Raw genomic sequence first — 15,857 nt, forward strand, 5'->3', positions numbered from 1 at the left:
ACGCCGTCCACGCGCCGGCGCGGTCATCATGGACGAGTGCGGATCACGGCCTGGTGGCGCGGCATCAGTCCCCGGCGGCGCCTGCTGATGGGGGGCGTGGCCGTCGTCGTGGTGGCCGTGCTCGTCGCGGCCGTCGTCGCGACCTCGGGCTCCAGCGCGGCGCCGCGGGCCGGGACCCCCGACCAGAACCGGCCGGGCCCGGTGCTGCTCGTGCCCGGCTACGGCGGCGGCCAGGGCGGGCTCAACGCCCTCGCCGCGCGGATCCGGCAGGCCACCGGCCGCACCACCGAGGTGCTCACCTTGGCCGGCGACGGCACCGGTGACCTGGTCGAACAGGCCGCCGTCCTCGCCGAAGCCGTGGAACGGGCGTACGAGCAGGGAGCGCCTTCGGTCGACGTCGTCGGGTACTCCGCGGGCGGCGTCGTGGCGCGGCTCTGGGTCAGCCGCGAGGGTGGCGAACACCAGGCCCGCCGGGTCGTGACGCTCGGCGCGCCGATGCACGGCACGGGCCTCGCGACGGCGGGCGGCGCGCTGGTCCCGGGCGCGTGTCCCACGGCGTGCGTCCAGCTGGCGCCGGGCAGCACCCTCCTGCAGGAGCTCGCGAAGGAACCGCTCCCGCCGACCCTGCCGTGGCTGTCGATCTGGACCGAACGGGACGAGACGGTCACCCCGCCGGACTCGGCGCGGCTCGACGGCGCCGTCAACGTCGCCCTGCAGCAGGTGTGCCCCGGCAACCAGGCCGCGCACGGCGACCTGCCGACCGATCCCGCCGTCACCGAACTCGTGCTGCAGGCCTTGGGGACGAGCCCGCTCGAAGCCCCGGCCGAGTGCGTCAGCTCGTGACGTCCTTCGTCGCGAAGTTCGCCCACGCCGCCCCGAAGAACACGACGATGTAACCCGCCTGCAGCAGCAGCCCGTGGTCGATGTTGCGCCACAGCACCGGATCGCGGAAGAAGTCGATCCACGACAGCCAGTAGTGCGTCGGCAGGTAGGGCTTGACCGACGCCGCCGCGTCCAGGGTCTCCAGCACCGAGCTCGTGATCAGCGCGGCCAGCCCGCCCAGCGCGGCGCCGAGCGCGGAGTCGGTCACCGTCGAGAGGAACACCGTGATCGCCGCGAAGCCGAGCATCGACACCACGATGTAGGTCACCGCGCCCAGCAGCCGCAGGCCCAGCCCGGACGAGCTGAGCGACTGCCCCGACAACGACGTCACCCCGGTCGGCTGCCCGCCCGGGCCGGCGACGCCCGGATTGCCGCCGGTGCCGAAGAGGATCACGCCGAGCACCAGCGACGTCAGCACCACGATGACGATCGCGGCGGTGACGTAGACGGCGAGGGCGACCATCTTGGCGCCGAGCAGCCGCGTCCGGCCGACCGGGCGCACCAGCAGGTAGCGCAGCGTCCCGGTGGACGCCTCACCGGCGATCGAGTCGCCCGCGGTGACCGCGACCGCGATCGGCAGGAACAGCGGCAGCACCAGGGCGAGCGCGGCGGCCGGGAACAGCGCGCCGTCGTTCACCACCGCGGACAGGAACGCCCCGCCCTGGCCGGGCGGCGGCGCGAAGTCGGCCGTCGCCAGGAAGACGCCGACGATGGCCGGCAGCAGGCAGAGCAGCAGCACGCTGACCCACACCCGCGGCCGCAGCGCGAGTTTCCGCAGTTCGACGCCGATCACCCGGTCACCCCGAACCGGTCCGAGCCCGGACCCGTCACGTCGAGGACGATCTGCTCGAGCGTCCGCTGCTCGGCGTGGATGGACGTCACGCGCACCCCCGCCTCGACGAGCAGCGCGTTCAACGCCGCCGGGTCGCCGTGCCGGATGACCAGGCGGTCGCCGTCGCGGGCCTCGAGCTGCCCGTCGAGGACGGCGGCCGCCGCCGCGGCGTCCGGCGTGCCGACCAGCACCCGGCCGGTCGCCGCCCGCAGCGTCGACAGATCTTCCGCCAGCACGAGCCGGCCGCGGTCGACGACGCCGACGCGCGTGCAGAGCTGCTCCACCTCGGCCAGCAGGTGGCTGGACAGGAACACCGTCGTGCCCCCGGAGTTCAGCTCGACGAGCAGCTCCCGGATCTCCTTGATGCCCTGGGGGTCGAGCCCGTTCGTCGGCTCGTCCAGGACCAGCAGCCGCGGCCGGCGCAGCAGCGCGCCGGCGAGCCCCAGCCGTTGCCGCATGCCGAGCGAGTACGCCTTCACCGGCCGCTGGTCGACCCCGCCCAGCCCGACCTGGTCGAGGGCCTCGTCGATGCGACGGCGCCGCGTGGGCCGGCCGCCGCCGCGTCCGGCCGCGTCGAGCAGGGCGAGGTTCCGCCGCCCGGACAGGTGCGGGTACGCGGCCGGGCCTTCGACGAGCGCGCCGACGTCCGGCAGCACTTCGGCGACCCGCTTCGGGACCGGCTTCCCGAGCACCTCGATCTCGCCGCTGGTGGCGTAGACCAGGCCGAGCAGCATCCGGACGAGGGTGGTCTTGCCCGAGCCGTTGGGGCCGAGGAAGCCGTAGCGGTCGCCTTCGCGGACCTCGAGGTCGACGGCGTCGACGGCGAGGGTGCGGCCGTACCGCTTGGTCAGCGCGCGCGTGACGATCATCGGCCGCTCCGGCGCAGCCGCGACAGCTCGTCCGCGACCGCCCGCAGCACCTGGGGCGTCACCGTCCCGGCCAGCAGGTACGAGCGGCGGGAGACGGCCGAGCGGACGATCGCCAGGGACAACGGGGTGATCGACAGCTGCACCACGGTCCCGGCGGCCAGCTTGACCTGCACCGCGCCGGCCTTCCCGGCCGCGTCGCCCGCCGCGTTGGCCACCGCGCGCGGCACGGCGATCACCGCGAAGGCCGCCAGCCCGGAGCCGTAGAGCGCGGCGCCCTCGACACCGCCGAAGTTCGACGACGCGACCGGGCGCCCGGCCAGGGTCGCCGGCAACGGGACCTCGCCCAGCGCGCCCAGGGCGTTCGTGACGTCGGGCGCGCTCGCGACCGTGAACCCGGAGCCGAGCACGGGCCGCGGCGCCTCGACGACCGGCGTCGTCTGCGCCAGCTCCTGGAACTCGGTGACCAGGATCGGCGCGTCGTGCCCGCGGGCCGTCACCTCGACGCGGACCGGCAGGCCGGTCCCCGGATCGGCCCAGACGTCCACCCGCCCGATCGTCGTGTCCGGGTCGGCGGGGACGAGCCGGAGACCGGACGCGGCGACGCCGGCGACGTTCCGCGCCGGCAACGCGCTCACCGGGTCGTCCTTCGCCGCCCGGAGGATCCGCCGCGCGAGCTCGGGCGGCAGCAGGTCCCCCGCGCGGGGCAGCCGGACGGTCGGCTCGCCGACCAGCTCGGTCAGGGTGTTGTCGCCGTAGTCCCAGGTGTATTCGCCGTCGGGCAGCCGGTAGACGTCGTGCTCGCCGGCCGTGCCGAGGATGTCGACGCGGTAGCGGTCCGGCCCGGCGTACCACGCGCGCATCGGCGTCCGCATGGAGAAGAGCGCGGTGACCGGGGCGAGGTTCGGCAGCTCGGGCAGGGCGAGCGAACCGGCGCTTTCGGCGTACCCCTGGTACGGCCGCCCGGTGGACGCCAGCACGAGGGCGCGCAACCGGGCCGGGTCGATGGACTCCCCCGCCGGGGCCACCGCGGCGACGACCGACGGCACGGAAACCAGCACCGCGGCCACGCCGGCGACGACCGCCCACCGGCGCCGCTTCGCGTGCCGCACCACCGAGGGCGTCATCCGGCATCACCTCTTCGTCCTTTGTACGCCATGGAACCGGGGCCGAGTTCTGACGAACCCGGCGAACCGGGCGCTACAGTCGAGGCGTGACGACGCCCGTTCATGCTGCTGTCCTGAGCTAGTTCCCGCTGCCGGCTCCGGCAATCCCGCACGCCCGCGTCTCCTCGCGGGTTTCTTCCCCGTGCCCGCAGCAAGAACGGAAACCCCTTTCTCGTGGCTCTCCTCGTCCTGCCCGGCGAACCCGATCGCCGGCTCTTCTCACCGCCTTCGCGCGACGCCGTCGCCGCCGACGACCGGCTGTCCGCCGACGCCGCCCTCCGCACGGTCTCCTCCGGGACCGCGCTGCTCTGGCGCGGCGACTACCCGGCCGCGCGGCGCCTGCTCGACGCCGTGAACCGGCGGATCCCGCCGCCCCCGCCGGACGACTACCCCCGGTACCGCGCCGACCGCGCGACGCGGGCGCGGCTCCTCTCGCTGCTGTACGTGCCGCTGGACCCGGGTCACGTCGTCCCGCTGCGCCGGGCGCCGGACGTCCGCGCCGCGTGCACCGCGGTCTACGGTCCCCTGGACGTCCCCGCGGCGGTACCGCTGCGGGAGTTGCTCGGGGTCCTGGGTGCCGCGCAGTGGCGTCGCCGGGGCGTCTTCGTCGCCGCGCTCGGCGCGCGGATCCACCCGCACTACGGCGTTTTCGCGCCGGTGCGGCAGGAGTACGTCGACCTGGTCGCGGAGGCACCGTTACCCGCTTCGGCGGCGGCGTTCGACATCGGCACCGGGACCGGCGTGCTCACCGCGGTCCTCGCCCACCGCGGCGTCGAGCGGGTGGTGGCGACGGACACCGACCCCCGCGCCGTCGCGTGCGCGACCGAAAACCTGGCGCGGCTCGGGTTCGGCGCGCGCACCGAAACCGTGCAGACGGACCTGTTCCCGCCCGGCCGGGCCCCGCTGGTGGTGGCCAACCCGCCGTGGCTGCCGGGGCGCCCGCGCACCCCGCTCGACCACGCCGTTTTCGACCCCGGCAGCCGGATGCTGCGCGGCTTCCTCGACCGCGCGCGCCGGCACCTCACGCCGGACGGCGAGGCGTGGCTCGTGCTGTCGGACCTGGCCGAGCACCTCGGGCTGCGCACGCGAGGTGAGCTGCTCGGCTGGATCGCGGCGGCGGGCTTGCGGGTCGGCGACCGGATCGAGGCGGTGCCGAAGCATCCCCGTGCGCTCGATCCCGCCGATCCGCTGCACCGGGCGCGATCCGCCGAAGTGACGTCGCTCTGGCGGCTCAGTCCACAGTAGACGCGAGGCCCGCGACCGCCTCCACGGCTTCCCGCGTCTCCCGGACGTTGTGGGCGCGGAAGACGGCGGCGCCCGCGTGCGCGGCGATCGCCGTGGCCGCGATGGTGCCCGCCAGGCGGTCGTGGGCTTCGACGTCCAGGGTCTCGCCGATGAGGTCCTTGTTCGACAGGGCGACCAGCACCGGCCAGCCGGTCGCCACCAGCCGGTCGAAGTGCCGGAGCAGCTCAAGGCCGTGGCGGGTGCTCTTGCCGAAGTCGAACGTCGGGTCGACGAGCACGCCGCGGCGCGGCACCCCGGCGGCGACCGTCCGCTCGGCCGCCGCCGTCAGCTCGGCGACCACGTCCGCGACGACGTCGTCGTAGCGCGGCCAGAACGGCCGCTCCTCGGTCGGCGCGGGGTACGGGTCGGTCCGCACCGGCATGCCCCCGACGTGGGAGCAGACGTAGCCCGCGCCGAACTCCGCGGCGATCTCGACCAGCTTCGGGTCGGCACCGGCCCAGGTGTCGTTGAGCAGGTCGGCGCCCGCCTCGCAGACCCGGCGGCCGACTTCGTGCCGCCAGGTGTCGACGCTGATGACCAGCCCGGGGTGGCGCTCCCGCACCTCGGCGACGAACGGCACCACCCGCCTGCTCTCCTCGTCGACGTCGACCTCGGGGCCCTCGCCCGCCTTCACCCCGCCGATGTCGACGATGTCGGCGCCCGCCGCGACCGCGCGGTCGACCGCGTTCATCGCCGCGTCCTCGTCGAAGGTCGCGCCCTTGTCGTAGAAGGAGTCGGGGGTGCGGTTGACGATGGCCATGACCAGTGCGCGGTCGCCGGGCATGCGGCGGCCCCGGAAGACCATCCCCGGCCGGTGTGACGTCATGCGCCCAACCCTGCCAGGTCACGGCTGGGTCCGAAACGCCGCGTCCGGGGCCGGGCGCCGGTTATCCTCGCCGCAGCCGGCAAGGGGAGGACGCAGTGAGCACGACGGAAGGTGTGCCCCGCAGCGACGCCGAGGCGATGATCGCCGAGGCCAAGAAGGCCCTCTGGGTGATGGTCGGCCTGCTGGCCGTGCTGTGGGTGGTCCAGCTCGTCAACGCCCCGACCGGCTACGACCTGAGCCGGGAGTTCGGCATCGAGGCGCGCGACCCGGCGTCGCTGCCGGAGATCTTCAGCGCGCCGTTCATGCACTCCAGCTGGGGCCACATCGAAGGCAACTCGGGGCCGCTGTTCGTGTTCGGCTTCCTCGCCGCCTACCGCGGGGTGAAGAAGTGGCTCGGCGTGAGCGTGCTGATCATCGTCGCCAGCGGTCTCGGCGTCTGGTTCATCTCGCCGTCGAACTCGGTCACGGTCGGCGCCAGCGGCCTGGTCTTCGGGTACTTCGGCTACATCATCGTGCGCGGGCTCTTCGACCGGCACCTGATCGACATCGTGCTCGGGCTGGTGATGGCGTTGTGCTTCGCCTACCAGTTCGCGTCCCTGCTGCCGACCGAAGAGGGCGTCAGCTGGCAGGGCCACCTCTTCGGGTTCGCCGGCGGCATCATCGGCGGCTGGCTGTTCCGCGACCGCCGTCCCAGGGCGGTCGCCGCCCCCGACCCGGCGACCGCCCTGCTGCCCAAGGACCTCACGTAGGCGGCTCGAGCTCCGCCTCGACGACGATCCGGACGTACCGCCCGATCAGCGGCCGCGGCGCCCGCAGGCCGAGCGGGGCCCGGTCCAGCGTCCCGGTCGCGCGGACGCCTTCGCCGTCCGGCGTCACGGTGAGCGTCAGCGGGCAGGACGTGCCGCGCAGCCGCAGCTCGCCGGTCACTTCCCAGCCGTCGTCGTGCCGCCGGACCCCGGTGGCCTCGAACGTCATCCCCGGCCGGGCGCCGCTGTCCAGCAGGTGCGGCTTGCGCAGGTCGGCGTCCCGGCGCGGGTTCCCCGTGCCGAGCGCGCCGAGGTCGAGGTCCGCGCGCACGGCGGTCACCTCGCCGCCGGTCACCTCGACCGTGCCCGAGCGGACCGGGATGGTCCCGCGCACGCGGTTGACGCCGAAGTTGCGGACCTCGAAACCCGCCGTCGTCCGTCCATTCAGGACGGTCCAGGTCCCGGTGCGGAGCGCGGCGGCGGTGCTCATCGCGCACCCCCGGCCGCGGCCGGCGCCGGCAGGGCCGCGTGCCGCACGCGGTGCAGGTCGACGCGGTCCGGGCCCGGCAGCAGCGCCGGGTCTTCGCCGGGCAGCAGGTCCGTGTCCATGATCGCCCGCTGCGTGGCCTCGATCGCCTCGATCGACGCGGCGAAGGCGACGATGACCAGCGCCCGGTCTTCGGCCACCAAGACGTAGGTCGTCCCGATGCCGTCGAGGTCGCGGACGGCGGGCCAGATCCGCTCCCGGCCGGCCCGGAGCTCGGCGGCCGACTGGTCCGCGCCGCGCGGGCCGTCGAACCAGGTGATCTGGGCGTAGGCGGCCGCGGGGGACGCGGACTGGACCTCGGCGACCCGGTAGACGCCGGTGTCGAGCCAGGTGGTCCCGGCCGGTCGCCGGGCCGCGGCTTCGCCCGCGGTGGCGGCGTCCGGCCAGAAGGCCACGACGGCGCCGGCCATGCCGCCGACCTGGGTGAGCGTGCAGGTGCCGAGGGCCCCGGGGCTGGGGTCGCCGCTCCCGAGCGGACCTCGGAACTGGTGGATGGTGGCGTGCATGACGTGCTCCTTCCGCTGGTCATCGCGTTGGGGACGACCTTCGGCCGGATCGGCGTCCGGGGCATCAGTGCCAGTACGGAGAACGGCACTGAAACCGGACGCGGAGGGGATACTGCTCGGGTGACGCGCAGCGAACCGTTCGTCGGGCGGTCCGGTGCCGCGGCCGACCTGCGCGCGTGGCTCGCGGCGGCGGCCGGCGGCACGGGCGCGCTGGTGCTCGTCGGCGGCCCGGCGGGGATCGGCAAGACCCGCCTGGTCGAGGCGGTCACCGGCCGCGCGGCCGTCTGGGGCCGGTGCGTCGACGACCCGGGCGCGCCGCCGCTGTGGCCGTGGCGCCGGGTCCTCCAGGCCCTGCCGGAGGCCGGCGCCGAGGTCTCCCGCGCGCTCGCCGACCTGGACGGCCACGACGGCGCCGACCTGGTCGCGGCCCGGTTCCGGTTCTTCGCGGTGGCCGCCGACGCCCTGGTCGCGGCGGCCGAGCCCGCCGGTCTCGTCGTGGTCCTCGAAGACGTCCACTGGGCCGACGAAGCCTCGCTGCGGCTGCTGCGCCACCTCGCCGGGGAGATCCGGCGGTCCCGGCTCGCCGTCGTCGCGACCTACCGGGACAACGGCTCGGCCGGCGCGCTCTTCGAAGCGCTGCCCGACCTGCTGGGCCGGCCGGGGACGGAGAGCCTGCGCCTGGACCCGCTCACCGAAGCCGACGTCCGCGCCTACCTCGCCGAGGTCGGCCGGACCGCCGTCGACGCCCGGGACGCGCTGCGGCGCTCGGGCGGGAACCCGCTCTACCTCAAGGCGGTCGCCCGTTCGTCGGCGACCGGCGGCGGCGAGGCGGAGCTGCGCCACCTCGTCCGCACCACCGTCTCCGAGCTCGACGCCGGCACCCGCGAGCTGCTGGCGATCGCGTCGGTGCTCGGCGAGGAGGTCGACGCGCACGTCGTCGCCGAAGTGGCCGGGCAGCCGGTGGCGGACGTCGTCGCGGCGCTCGACCGCGCGGTGCGCGCCGGGGTGCTGGGGCCCGCCGTCGCCGGGTCCCGGCGGTTCGCCCACGCGGTCGTGCGCGACGGGATCTACGCCGACCTCGACCAGGGCGTCCGCGAAGAACTGCACGCCCGGGCGGCGGCCGCGCTGGAGCACCGGGCCGAGCCGGGGGTGGTGGCCGGGCACTGGCTGCGCTCCGCGGCGACCCCGGACGCCCTCGCCCGGGCCGCCGGCTGGGCCGAGACGGCGGCCCGGGACGCCACCCGCTCGCTCGCCTTCGCCGAAGCCGCCCGGTTCCTGGGCCTCGCGCTCGACTGCCGCCGCCGCACCGGCGAGCGCGACGGGCTCGCCGCGCTGCTCGTCGAACTCGCCACCGCGGAGTACCGCGCGGGCCGGTTCGGGCGGAGCTTCGACCACGCGCGCGAGGCCGCCGGCCTGACGACCGACCCGGCGCTCGTCGTCGCCGCGGCCCTCGTCGTCCGCGACACCTCGGCGCCCGACCTGCTGCCCGGGATGGCCGAGCTCACCGCGTCGGCGCTTTCCGCGATCGGCTCCGACGCCGACCCGGGGGTCCGGGCGAAGCTGCTCGCGCAGGCGGCGGCGGTCGCGGCCGACTTCGGGAAGGCGGGTGCAGCAGTCAAGACCGCCGACGAAGCCCTCGCCCTCGCCGAGCTCTCCGGTGACCCGGAAGCGCGGATCGACGCGGTCCGCGCGCGGCTGAAGATCCGCCCGATGGACCTGCCCCTGGCCGAACGGCTCCGGCTCGGTGCGCTCGCCGTGTCCCTCGGCGGCACGGGACGGCCGCTCGTGGCCCTGTGGGGGCACAAGTGGCGGATCGACGCGGCGTTCGAGGTCGGCACGATCGCCGTCGTCGACACCGAGCTGAACGCGATCTCCGCGCTGGCCACGACGACCCGGCTGCCGCTCGTCCGCTGGCACGAGCTGCGGCTGCGGGCGTCGGTCTCGGCCTACCGCGGCGCGTTCGCCGAGGCCCGCGAGCAGAACCGGCTGGCGAGCGAGCTCGCGGCGGCGGAACTGGCCGAAGACCGCTCCACGGCCGGGATGTCGTTCGCGTTCGCGCAGCAGCTGGCCGACGTCGTCGGCGACCCGGCCGAGCTGCCGGAGGGGTACGACGAGCTGCTGGCGATCGCGCCGCCGTTGCCGATCACGATCGTTTCCCGGCCGCTCTGCGCCCTGGTCGGCGGCCGCCGGGACGAGGCCCGAGCCGGGTACGACGCCCTGCGCCCGCGCCTGCGCGACCCCGACTTCATCGGGCAGTCACCAGGAATCGGGCCGAGCCTCCTGCCGCTGCTGGAGGCGTTCGAGGACCGCGAAACCGCGGCATGGCTCGCGGAGCGGACGGCCGGCGCGCCGCCGTTCGGCTCGGGCGGCGCGGGCACCTTCTGCAGCGACTGCTCCAGCAGCTGGGCCGCCCGCCTCGCCGCGCTCCTGGGCCGGCACGCCGAGGCCGTGCCGCTCTTCGAGGAGGCGATCACCTGGGACGCGCGGCTCGGCGCCCGGCCGTACGTCGTGCACAACCGCGTCCGCCTGGCGGCCGAACTGGTGGCCCTCGGCGAGCTGCCGCGCGCGGAAACCCTGGCCCGGCAGGCCGCCGACGAGGCCCGGCGGCTCGGCATGCCGGGCTGGCTGCGGGAGGCCACGGCGTTGCTCGACCGCGTCCGGCTCGCGGCCGACCCGCTGACCGGCCGCGAGCGCGAGATCGCGGCGCTGGTGGCCGGCGCGCTGAGCAACCGGCAGATCGCCCACCGGCTGGTGCTGTCGGAGCGGACGGTGGAAAGCCACGTCCGCAACGTGCTGGCCAAGCTGGGCCTGGCCAACCGGACCGAAGTCGCGGCCTGGGCGCACCGCCGCGGCCTCACGCCGGGTTGAGGCTCCCGAAGGCGAACACGGCCTCGACGAACTGGCCGGGGTCGAAGTCCATCGCCTGGTGCGCCTGGCCGTGCAGGGGCACGACCTCGGCGCCCGGGATCCGCGCCGCCACCGCGTCCGCGGCGAGCCGGAGGTAGGCCGGGCTCTCCGTGCCGGCGAACAGCCGGACGGGCACCCGGATCCGGCCCAGCCGCTCGTCGAACACGACCCTCTCGACGGTGTCCAGCTCACGCGGGATCGTGGGCGCCGCGGCCACCCGGGCCCGCCAGACCGGCGTGCCCCGCATCGCCTCGACGTCCGCCGGGGCGAGCCGGAGCGCCTCCCGCAGGAAGATCTCCAGCACCTCCTCGGGATCGGTGGCGGCGCGCATGCGCTTGCGCGCGTCCGGTCCGACGACGGACCCGCCGGGCTCCGGCCGCGGCGGCTCGTAGGCCACGAGCCGTCCGATCGCGTCGGTGACCTGGGCGGCTTCGAGGGCGCACAGGGCACCGTAGGAGTGCGCGACGAGGTAGACGTCTCCCCCGGCGGCTTCCGCGACGGCGGCGATGTCCTCGCCCTCGCGCCGGAGGTCGTACGCGGCGGCCTCGGCCCGGCTGAGGCCGCGGCCGCGCCGGTCGACGAGGTGGAGCCGGTACCGGCGGGCGAGCTGCTCGCGCACCGCCGTCCAGCGGGTGTGGTCCGCGCCGGTGCCGTGGACGAGGACCATCGGCGGGCCGTCGCCGAGCGTCTCGAACCCGACGACCGTCCCGTCGGGCGACCTGACCGATGTCGACACGGTTCCGAGGCTAATGACGCCCGCCGGTCCCGCGGACGTCCTGCGCCGAAGTCCGCGCTTTCGGGCTGTGAAGCCGGGCTGTGAAGTCACTGTGCATCCGGCTCCGCGCGCTGCCGATCCGCCGCCGGTGTGGTGATCTGGAGTCGTGGCGATCAAGTTCCTCCGGCCCGTGCTCGTGGCCGCGACGGCGATGCTGGTGCTGGGCACCGGCCTCGCTGTCGGCGCGGGCACGACCACCGACGACGCCTACGCCGCGGGCACCCCGGTCACCGCCCCGACCGCGCCGGCTGCTCCTGCGCCGGCTGCCCCGGCCGGGCCGGTCGGCGCTTTGTTCGCGGACGGGAGCCATTTCTGCACGGCGAGCGTCGTCCACTCCACCACCGGCGACCTCGTGCTGACCGCCGCCCACTGCGTCAAGGACGGGATGGCTTTCGCGCCGGGTTATCGCGACGGCGTCGCGCCGCTGGGAATGTGGACGGTGACCTCGGTCGCCGTCGCCGACGGCTGGACTTCGTCGGCCGACCCGGATCTGGATTTCGCGTTCCTCACCGTCCGGCAGACCGGAAACCCGGCGTCGCTGGAAAGCCTCACCGGCGCGAACGTGCTCGGCACGGATCGCGGATTCGAGCACCGGATCACCCTCACGGGTTACCCCGATACGAGCGATTCTGCGGTGGTCTGCGCCGGGACCACGACGCGGTCCGACACCTATCAACTGCGGGTGGCGTGTCCCGGTTTCCCGGATGGCACCAGCGGCGGCCCGTGGGTCACCGACGGCGCCGTCATCGGGGTGATCGGCGGCTACCAGCTCGGCGGCGACACCCCGGACGTCTCCTACAGCGCCTACTTCGACGACGACATCGCGAAGCTGTACGCCTCGGTCACCGGGTGAACGCGAAACCGGGCCCGCGTCCCTGGCGGAGGACACGAGCCCGGTTCACCTCTCGCGAACCTTCAGCAGGTCACGATGAGCCCGGTCAGCGCCGAGCACGTTTTCGACGCGCTGTCGTTGGCGGTGTTGGGATCCGCCGGCGAACTGGCCGTCCGCACGGCGGTCGTGGTGTACGAACCGAGCGCGAGCAGGCCGCCGTTCACCGAGAACTTCGCCGTCGCCGAAGCACCTGAAGCCAGCGAAGCGACGTCACAGTTCACCGAGCGGGTGGTGCCGACCCGGGCGCACCCGGTCCCGCCGGCGAAGGACAGGGCCGCCGGATACGTGGCCACGACCCGGATCCCGGACGCGGCCGACGGGCCGTTGTTCGTCATGGTCAGCGTGTAGTCGATGCGCGCGTTCAGCCCGCCGTGCCCGGACGCGGCGAGCGCGACCTTGACGTCGGCGTTCGTCGCCGGGTTGCCGATCGTGATGACCGGCCCGTCGAAGGTTTCGAAGGCGTAGTTGTCGCCGACGAACTGGTGCTGCAGCGTGAACTGCCCCGGTGCCGCGGTGTCCTTGACGCGCAGGGTCCACACCGTGGTCCTCGTGCCGCCCGCCTCGAGGTCGCCGAACGCGGCGCGGTAACTGCTCCCGGCCTGGAAACAGCCGACCGCCGTCGTGTTGGTGCAGGACACGACGTCGACGACGTCGACGATCGCGGTCGGCGTGCCGTAAATGGCGCCCTTCGCGAACGTCACCGTGAAATCGCGGTCGTTGTAAATGGTTTGGGTGACGGTGAATGTCTGTCCCGGGAGCACGGTAGTGGGACTGACTTCGACAGAACTGGTGGGCGGCGCCGCCTGCGCCACGGGCGCCATCGCGATGAACGCCGTGGCCAGTGCGGCCACCGAGGACAGAATCGTGGTCCTTCGCCAGCTTCGTTGCATAGTCGTGATCTCGCTGTTTCAGTCCGAGGAATGGCGCTCTGACAGATGTTGCGTGGTCTTTTGCGGACACCGACGCTGTTCAGTCGTCGCACTCCCGGAATTCGTTACCGCCATCCGGACGCGCCGCGCACCGCCGTCAGGACGGACGCCAGCGGCCGTTCATCTCACCGGGACGCGGGGGCGGGCCGGGCAGGTCCGGGGCGCCGTCGGCCGCCAGTCCCTCGACGAGCAGCGCGAGGTAGCGGCGCCGCAGCTGGGCGGTGCGCTCCGGGTCGTCGACGCGGATCGCCGCGCAGCACTCGAGGATCATGCCGAGGTCTTCGGTGACGGCGTCGCGGCGGAGGCGCCCGGTTTCGCGCGCCCGCTCGACCAGGTCCTTCGTCAGCTCGTTCGCCCGGCGCGCGTCCTCGCCCATGTCGGGCGTCGGGGTGAAGGTGCCCGCGAGGTGGACGGTCAGCGAGTGCACGTCGGCGTCCACGACCCGGTTGAGGAACCCGGTCAGCGCCGCCCAGCCGTCCGGCTCCTCCGCGGCGGCCTCGGCTTCGGCGATGTAGGTGCGGAGCCCGTCGTGGCAGAGCCGGCAGAGCAGCGTCTCCTTGCTCGGGTACCGGCGGTAGAGCGCGCTGATCCCGACACCCGCGCGCTCGGCGACGTGCGAGATCGGGGCTTTCGGGTCCACCAGGAAGACCTGGCGGGCCGCGTCGAGGATGACGACGTCGTTGCGGGCGGCCTGGCCGCGGCGGCCGGGCAGGGCTGTCTCGGGCATGGGCCGAGATTACCACTGGAACGGATCGTTCCGCTCTGCTACAGTTCGGAACGAAGCATTCCGTTCCAGTCTTCCGAGGAGCCAGAGATGTCGGTCCCCACCCTCCGTCCGTTCCGCGCCGAGATCCCCCAGTCCGCCCTCGACGACCTGCGTGACCGGCTGACCCGGGCGCTGTGGCCGGACGAGCTGCCCGCCGAGTACGGCGTCACGAACGAGCGGGTCCGCGCGCTGGCCGAGCACTGGCTGGAGAAGTTCGACTGGCGCGCCTTCGAGGCGCGGCTGAACGCGTACCCGCAGTTCGTCACGGAGATCGACGGCGAGACGATCCACTTCCTGCACGTCCGGTCTTCGCGGGCGGACGCGACCCCGCTGGTCCTGACGCACGGCTGGCCGGGGTCGATCGTCGAGTACCTCGACGTCATCGGCCCGCTGACCGAACCGGAGTCGGCGGAGGAGCCGGCGTTCCACCTGGTCATCCCGTCACTGCCGGGCTTCGGCTTCTCGGGCCCGACCCGGTCGGCGGGCTGGGGCACGCACCGCACGGCGGCCGCGTGGGCGGAGCTGATGAGCCGCCTGGGCTACGAGTCGTACGGCGCGGCGGGCAACGACGCGGGGTCGATGATCTCGCCGGAGATCGGCAGGCTCGCGCCGGAGAAGGTTGTCGGCGTGCACGTCACGCAGCTGTTCTCGTTCCCGTCGGGCGACCCGGCCGAGATGGCGGACCTGAGCGAAGCCGACCAGGCCGCGCTCGCGCACCTGCAGTGGTTCTACGAGAACATGTTCTCCTTCAACACCTTGCACAGCCAGCAGCCGCACACGCTGGCGTTCGCGCTCGCGGACTCGCCGCTGGGCCTGCTGGCGTGGAACGCCCAGCTGTTCGGCGAGCACCTGGACGCCGACTTCGTGCTCGCGAACGTGGCGCTGTACTGGCTGACGCGCACCGGCGGCTCGTCGATCCGCTTCTACTACGAGGACGCGCACACGACGTCACACCCGGAGGGTCCGACGACGGTCCCGACGGGCCTGGCGATGTTCGCCGGCGACTTCCAGTCGATCCGCCGGTTCGCCGAGCGCGACCACGCGAACATCGTCAGCTGGAACTCCTACGACACCAGCAGTTCCGCCGGCGGCCCCCGCGACGCGGCCGGCCACTACTCGGCGCACGAGGCCCCGGAGGTCCTGGTCGCCGACATCCGCCGGTTCTTCGCGGGCTTGCCGTCCTGGCCGATCCTGGCATCGGCCCACGAAGCCCTGCGATCGGCGGTCGCGGGCGTCACGGAGTGGTCGGCTCCGACGCCGTGCTCGGCGTGGAACGTGACGCAGGTCCTCCAGCACGCGGCGGGCGACCAGCTGGGCTACGCGGCGTTCATCACGGGCAACCCCGGCCCCGACTTCGACCCGTTCTCCCCCTCCGGCGAGCTGACGGGCGCGGCCACGGACTTCCTGGAGCCGACCCTGTGCGCCGCCACGGCAGCGTTCGCGACGGTCCCCCGTTCGGCGACAGCGGTCCCGACGCCCCTCCCGCAGGGCGCCCTCCCGGCCCAGCTAGCGGCAGGAGCGGCAGCCCTGGACGCGGCGGTCCACGCATGGGACATCGCCGTGGCGACGGGCCAGCCGTCCCCGCTGACCCCGGAACTGGCGGAGGCGCTGCTGCCGGTGGCGAAGGAGCTCGCAGAACCGTTGCGTGGGTTCGCCTACGCCCCGGCTCTGGAGCCTGCCGCAGACGACGACGCGGCGTCGGCCCTGCTTCGGTACCTGGGCCGCGATCCACTGTGGACCGCCTGACGACGACGCCGAGTTTGCCGGGAGCCGCGATTGCGGTTGCCCGGCAAACTCGCGCGTGCCGGGAGTTTGTTCTCTTCCCGTGCATCGGCCGAACGCAAGCCGGACCGTCCCGTCGAGTCTTCGTCCTGCGCGGCCACCCCCGCCCCCACTATGCGCCCGAAAATCCGTTGCTGCCCAACGATTCCCG

At 74.2% G+C, this 15,857-nt stretch carries 15 protein-coding genes; 6 read left to right on the forward strand and 9 right to left on the reverse strand.

Translation table 11 applies throughout. The features are described 5' to 3' along the window. Window positions 1–36: 36 nt before the first annotated feature. Window positions 37–843 (forward strand): lipase family alpha/beta hydrolase, encoded by an 807-nt coding sequence (locus ACH54P_RS22465; protein ID WP_489915766.1) that lies wholly within the window; start codon window positions 37–39, stop codon window positions 841–843. Here the strand turns inward: ACH54P_RS22465 and ACH54P_RS22470 are convergent. Genes ACH54P_RS22470 through ACH54P_RS22480 form a run of 3 tightly spaced genes read right to left on the reverse strand, consistent with a single transcriptional unit; the run spans window position 833 to window position 3,707 of the window. Continuing rightward, window positions 833–1,675, reverse strand: coding sequence for an ABC transporter permease (locus tag ACH54P_RS22470; RefSeq protein WP_489915768.1), 843 nt, complete (start codon window positions 1,673–1,675; stop codon window positions 833–835). The genes ACH54P_RS22465 and ACH54P_RS22470 overlap by 11 nt on opposite strands. Further along, window positions 1,672–2,583, reverse strand: coding sequence for an ABC transporter ATP-binding protein (locus ACH54P_RS22475; protein WP_489915770.1), 912 nt, complete (start codon window positions 2,581–2,583; stop codon window positions 1,672–1,674). Before ACH54P_RS22475 ends, ACH54P_RS22470 begins: the two co-directional genes overlap by 4 nt. Continuing rightward, complete coding sequence (locus ACH54P_RS22480; RefSeq protein WP_489915772.1) at window positions 2,580–3,707, reverse strand: hypothetical protein; 1,128 nt, start codon at window positions 3,705–3,707, stop codon at window positions 2,580–2,582. Before ACH54P_RS22480 ends, ACH54P_RS22475 begins: the two co-directional genes overlap by 4 nt. A gap of 213 nt (window positions 3,708–3,920) precedes the next feature. On the opposite strand from ACH54P_RS22480, the gene ACH54P_RS22485 reads away from it, so the two are divergent. Continuing rightward, window positions 3,921–4,991, forward strand: a complete 1,071-nt coding sequence (locus ACH54P_RS22485; RefSeq protein WP_489915774.1) for a methyltransferase — start codon at window positions 3,921–3,923, stop codon at window positions 4,989–4,991. Here ACH54P_RS22485 and folP read toward each other — a convergent pair. Continuing rightward, the gene (folP, locus tag ACH54P_RS22490; RefSeq protein ID WP_489915776.1) at window positions 4,978–5,856 is read right to left on the reverse strand and encodes a dihydropteroate synthase; all 879 of its coding nucleotides are present in this window, start codon (window positions 5,854–5,856) and stop codon (window positions 4,978–4,980) included. The two genes, ACH54P_RS22485 and folP, sit on opposite strands and share 14 nt — an antisense overlap. A 137-nt stretch (window positions 5,857–5,993) precedes the next feature. Here folP and ACH54P_RS22495 point away from each other — a divergent pair, with 137 nt between their 5' ends. Continuing rightward, window positions 5,994–6,605, forward strand: coding sequence for a rhomboid family intramembrane serine protease (locus tag ACH54P_RS22495; protein WP_489916574.1), 612 nt, complete (start codon window positions 5,994–5,996; stop codon window positions 6,603–6,605). On the opposite strand, the gene ACH54P_RS22500 is transcribed toward ACH54P_RS22495, so the two are convergent. Beyond that, window positions 6,598–7,092, reverse strand: a complete 495-nt coding sequence (locus ACH54P_RS22500) for a YceI family protein (RefSeq protein ID WP_489915778.1) — start codon at window positions 7,090–7,092, stop codon at window positions 6,598–6,600. The two genes, ACH54P_RS22495 and ACH54P_RS22500, sit on opposite strands and share 8 nt — an antisense overlap. After that, window positions 7,089–7,655, reverse strand: a complete 567-nt coding sequence (locus tag ACH54P_RS22505; protein WP_489915780.1) for a hypothetical protein — start codon at window positions 7,653–7,655, stop codon at window positions 7,089–7,091. The genes ACH54P_RS22500 and ACH54P_RS22505 overlap by 4 nt, the downstream gene beginning before the upstream one ends. A 120-nt stretch (window positions 7,656–7,775) precedes the next feature. On the opposite strand from ACH54P_RS22505, the gene ACH54P_RS22510 reads away from it, so the two are divergent. Next, window positions 7,776–10,523, forward strand: coding sequence for an ATP-binding protein (locus ACH54P_RS22510; RefSeq protein ID WP_489915782.1), 2,748 nt, complete (start codon window positions 7,776–7,778; stop codon window positions 10,521–10,523). Here the strand turns inward: ACH54P_RS22510 and ACH54P_RS22515 are convergent. Then, window positions 10,510–11,298: an alpha/beta fold hydrolase gene (locus ACH54P_RS22515; RefSeq protein WP_489915784.1), complete on the reverse strand. Its 789-nt coding sequence runs from the start codon at window positions 11,296–11,298 to the stop codon at window positions 10,510–10,512. The two genes, ACH54P_RS22510 and ACH54P_RS22515, sit on opposite strands and share 14 nt — an antisense overlap. Window positions 11,299–11,488: 190 nt before the next feature. Between ACH54P_RS22515 and ACH54P_RS22520 the strand changes: the two genes are divergently transcribed. Next, on the forward strand, window positions 11,489–12,190 hold the full coding sequence (locus tag ACH54P_RS22520) for a trypsin-like serine peptidase (protein WP_489916576.1): 702 nt from the start codon (window positions 11,489–11,491) through the stop codon (window positions 12,188–12,190). Between the two features lie 62 nt (window positions 12,191–12,252). On the opposite strand, the gene ACH54P_RS22525 is transcribed toward ACH54P_RS22520, so the two are convergent. Then, entirely contained in the window at window positions 12,253–13,080 is an 828-nt protein-coding gene (locus ACH54P_RS22525) for a hypothetical protein (RefSeq protein ID WP_489915786.1), read from the reverse strand. A 175-nt stretch (window positions 13,081–13,255) separates the two neighbouring features. Beyond that, window positions 13,256–13,885, reverse strand: a complete 630-nt coding sequence (locus tag ACH54P_RS22530) for a TetR/AcrR family transcriptional regulator (RefSeq protein WP_489915788.1) — start codon at window positions 13,883–13,885, stop codon at window positions 13,256–13,258. An 87-nt stretch (window positions 13,886–13,972) separates the two neighbouring features. Between ACH54P_RS22530 and ACH54P_RS22535 the strand changes: the two genes are divergently transcribed. Then, window positions 13,973–15,670 (forward strand): TIGR03086 family metal-binding protein, encoded by a 1,698-nt coding sequence (locus ACH54P_RS22535; protein WP_489915790.1) that lies wholly within the window; start codon window positions 13,973–13,975, stop codon window positions 15,668–15,670. The last annotated feature ends 187 nt before the right edge of the window (window positions 15,671–15,857 follow it).

It is taken from the genome of Amycolatopsis sp. N2S4-7 (assembly GCF_058119595.1).

Excerpts from the sequence above, each read along its gene's own strand:
- ACH54P_RS22520 (WP_489916576.1), top strand. The coding sequence starts at position 11,489 with ATGCTGGTGCTGGGCACCGGCCTCGCTGTCGGCGCGGGCACGACCACC.
- ACH54P_RS22500 (WP_489915778.1), bottom strand. The coding sequence starts at position 7,092 with ATGAGCACCGCCGCCGCGCTCCGCACCGGGACCTGGACCGTCCTGAAT.
- ACH54P_RS22480 (WP_489915772.1), bottom strand. The coding sequence starts at position 3,707 with ATGACGCCCTCGGTGGTGCGGCACGCGAAGCGGCGCCGGTGGGCGGTC.
- ACH54P_RS22530 (WP_489915788.1), bottom strand. The coding sequence starts at position 13,885 with ATGCCCGAGACAGCCCTGCCCGGCCGCCGCGGCCAGGCCGCCCGCAAC.
- ACH54P_RS22505 (WP_489915780.1), bottom strand. The coding sequence starts at position 7,655 with ATGCACGCCACCATCCACCAGTTCCGAGGTCCGCTCGGGAGCGGCGAC.
- ACH54P_RS22495 (WP_489916574.1), top strand. The coding sequence starts at position 5,994 with ATGATCGCCGAGGCCAAGAAGGCCCTCTGGGTGATGGTCGGCCTGCTG.
- folP (WP_489915776.1), bottom strand. The coding sequence starts at position 5,856 with ATGACGTCACACCGGCCGGGGATGGTCTTCCGGGGCCGCCGCATGCCC.
- ACH54P_RS22535 (WP_489915790.1), top strand. The coding sequence starts at position 13,973 with ATGTCGGTCCCCACCCTCCGTCCGTTCCGCGCCGAGATCCCCCAGTCC.
- ACH54P_RS22475 (WP_489915770.1), bottom strand. The coding sequence starts at position 2,583 with ATGATCGTCACGCGCGCGCTGACCAAGCGGTACGGCCGCACCCTCGCC.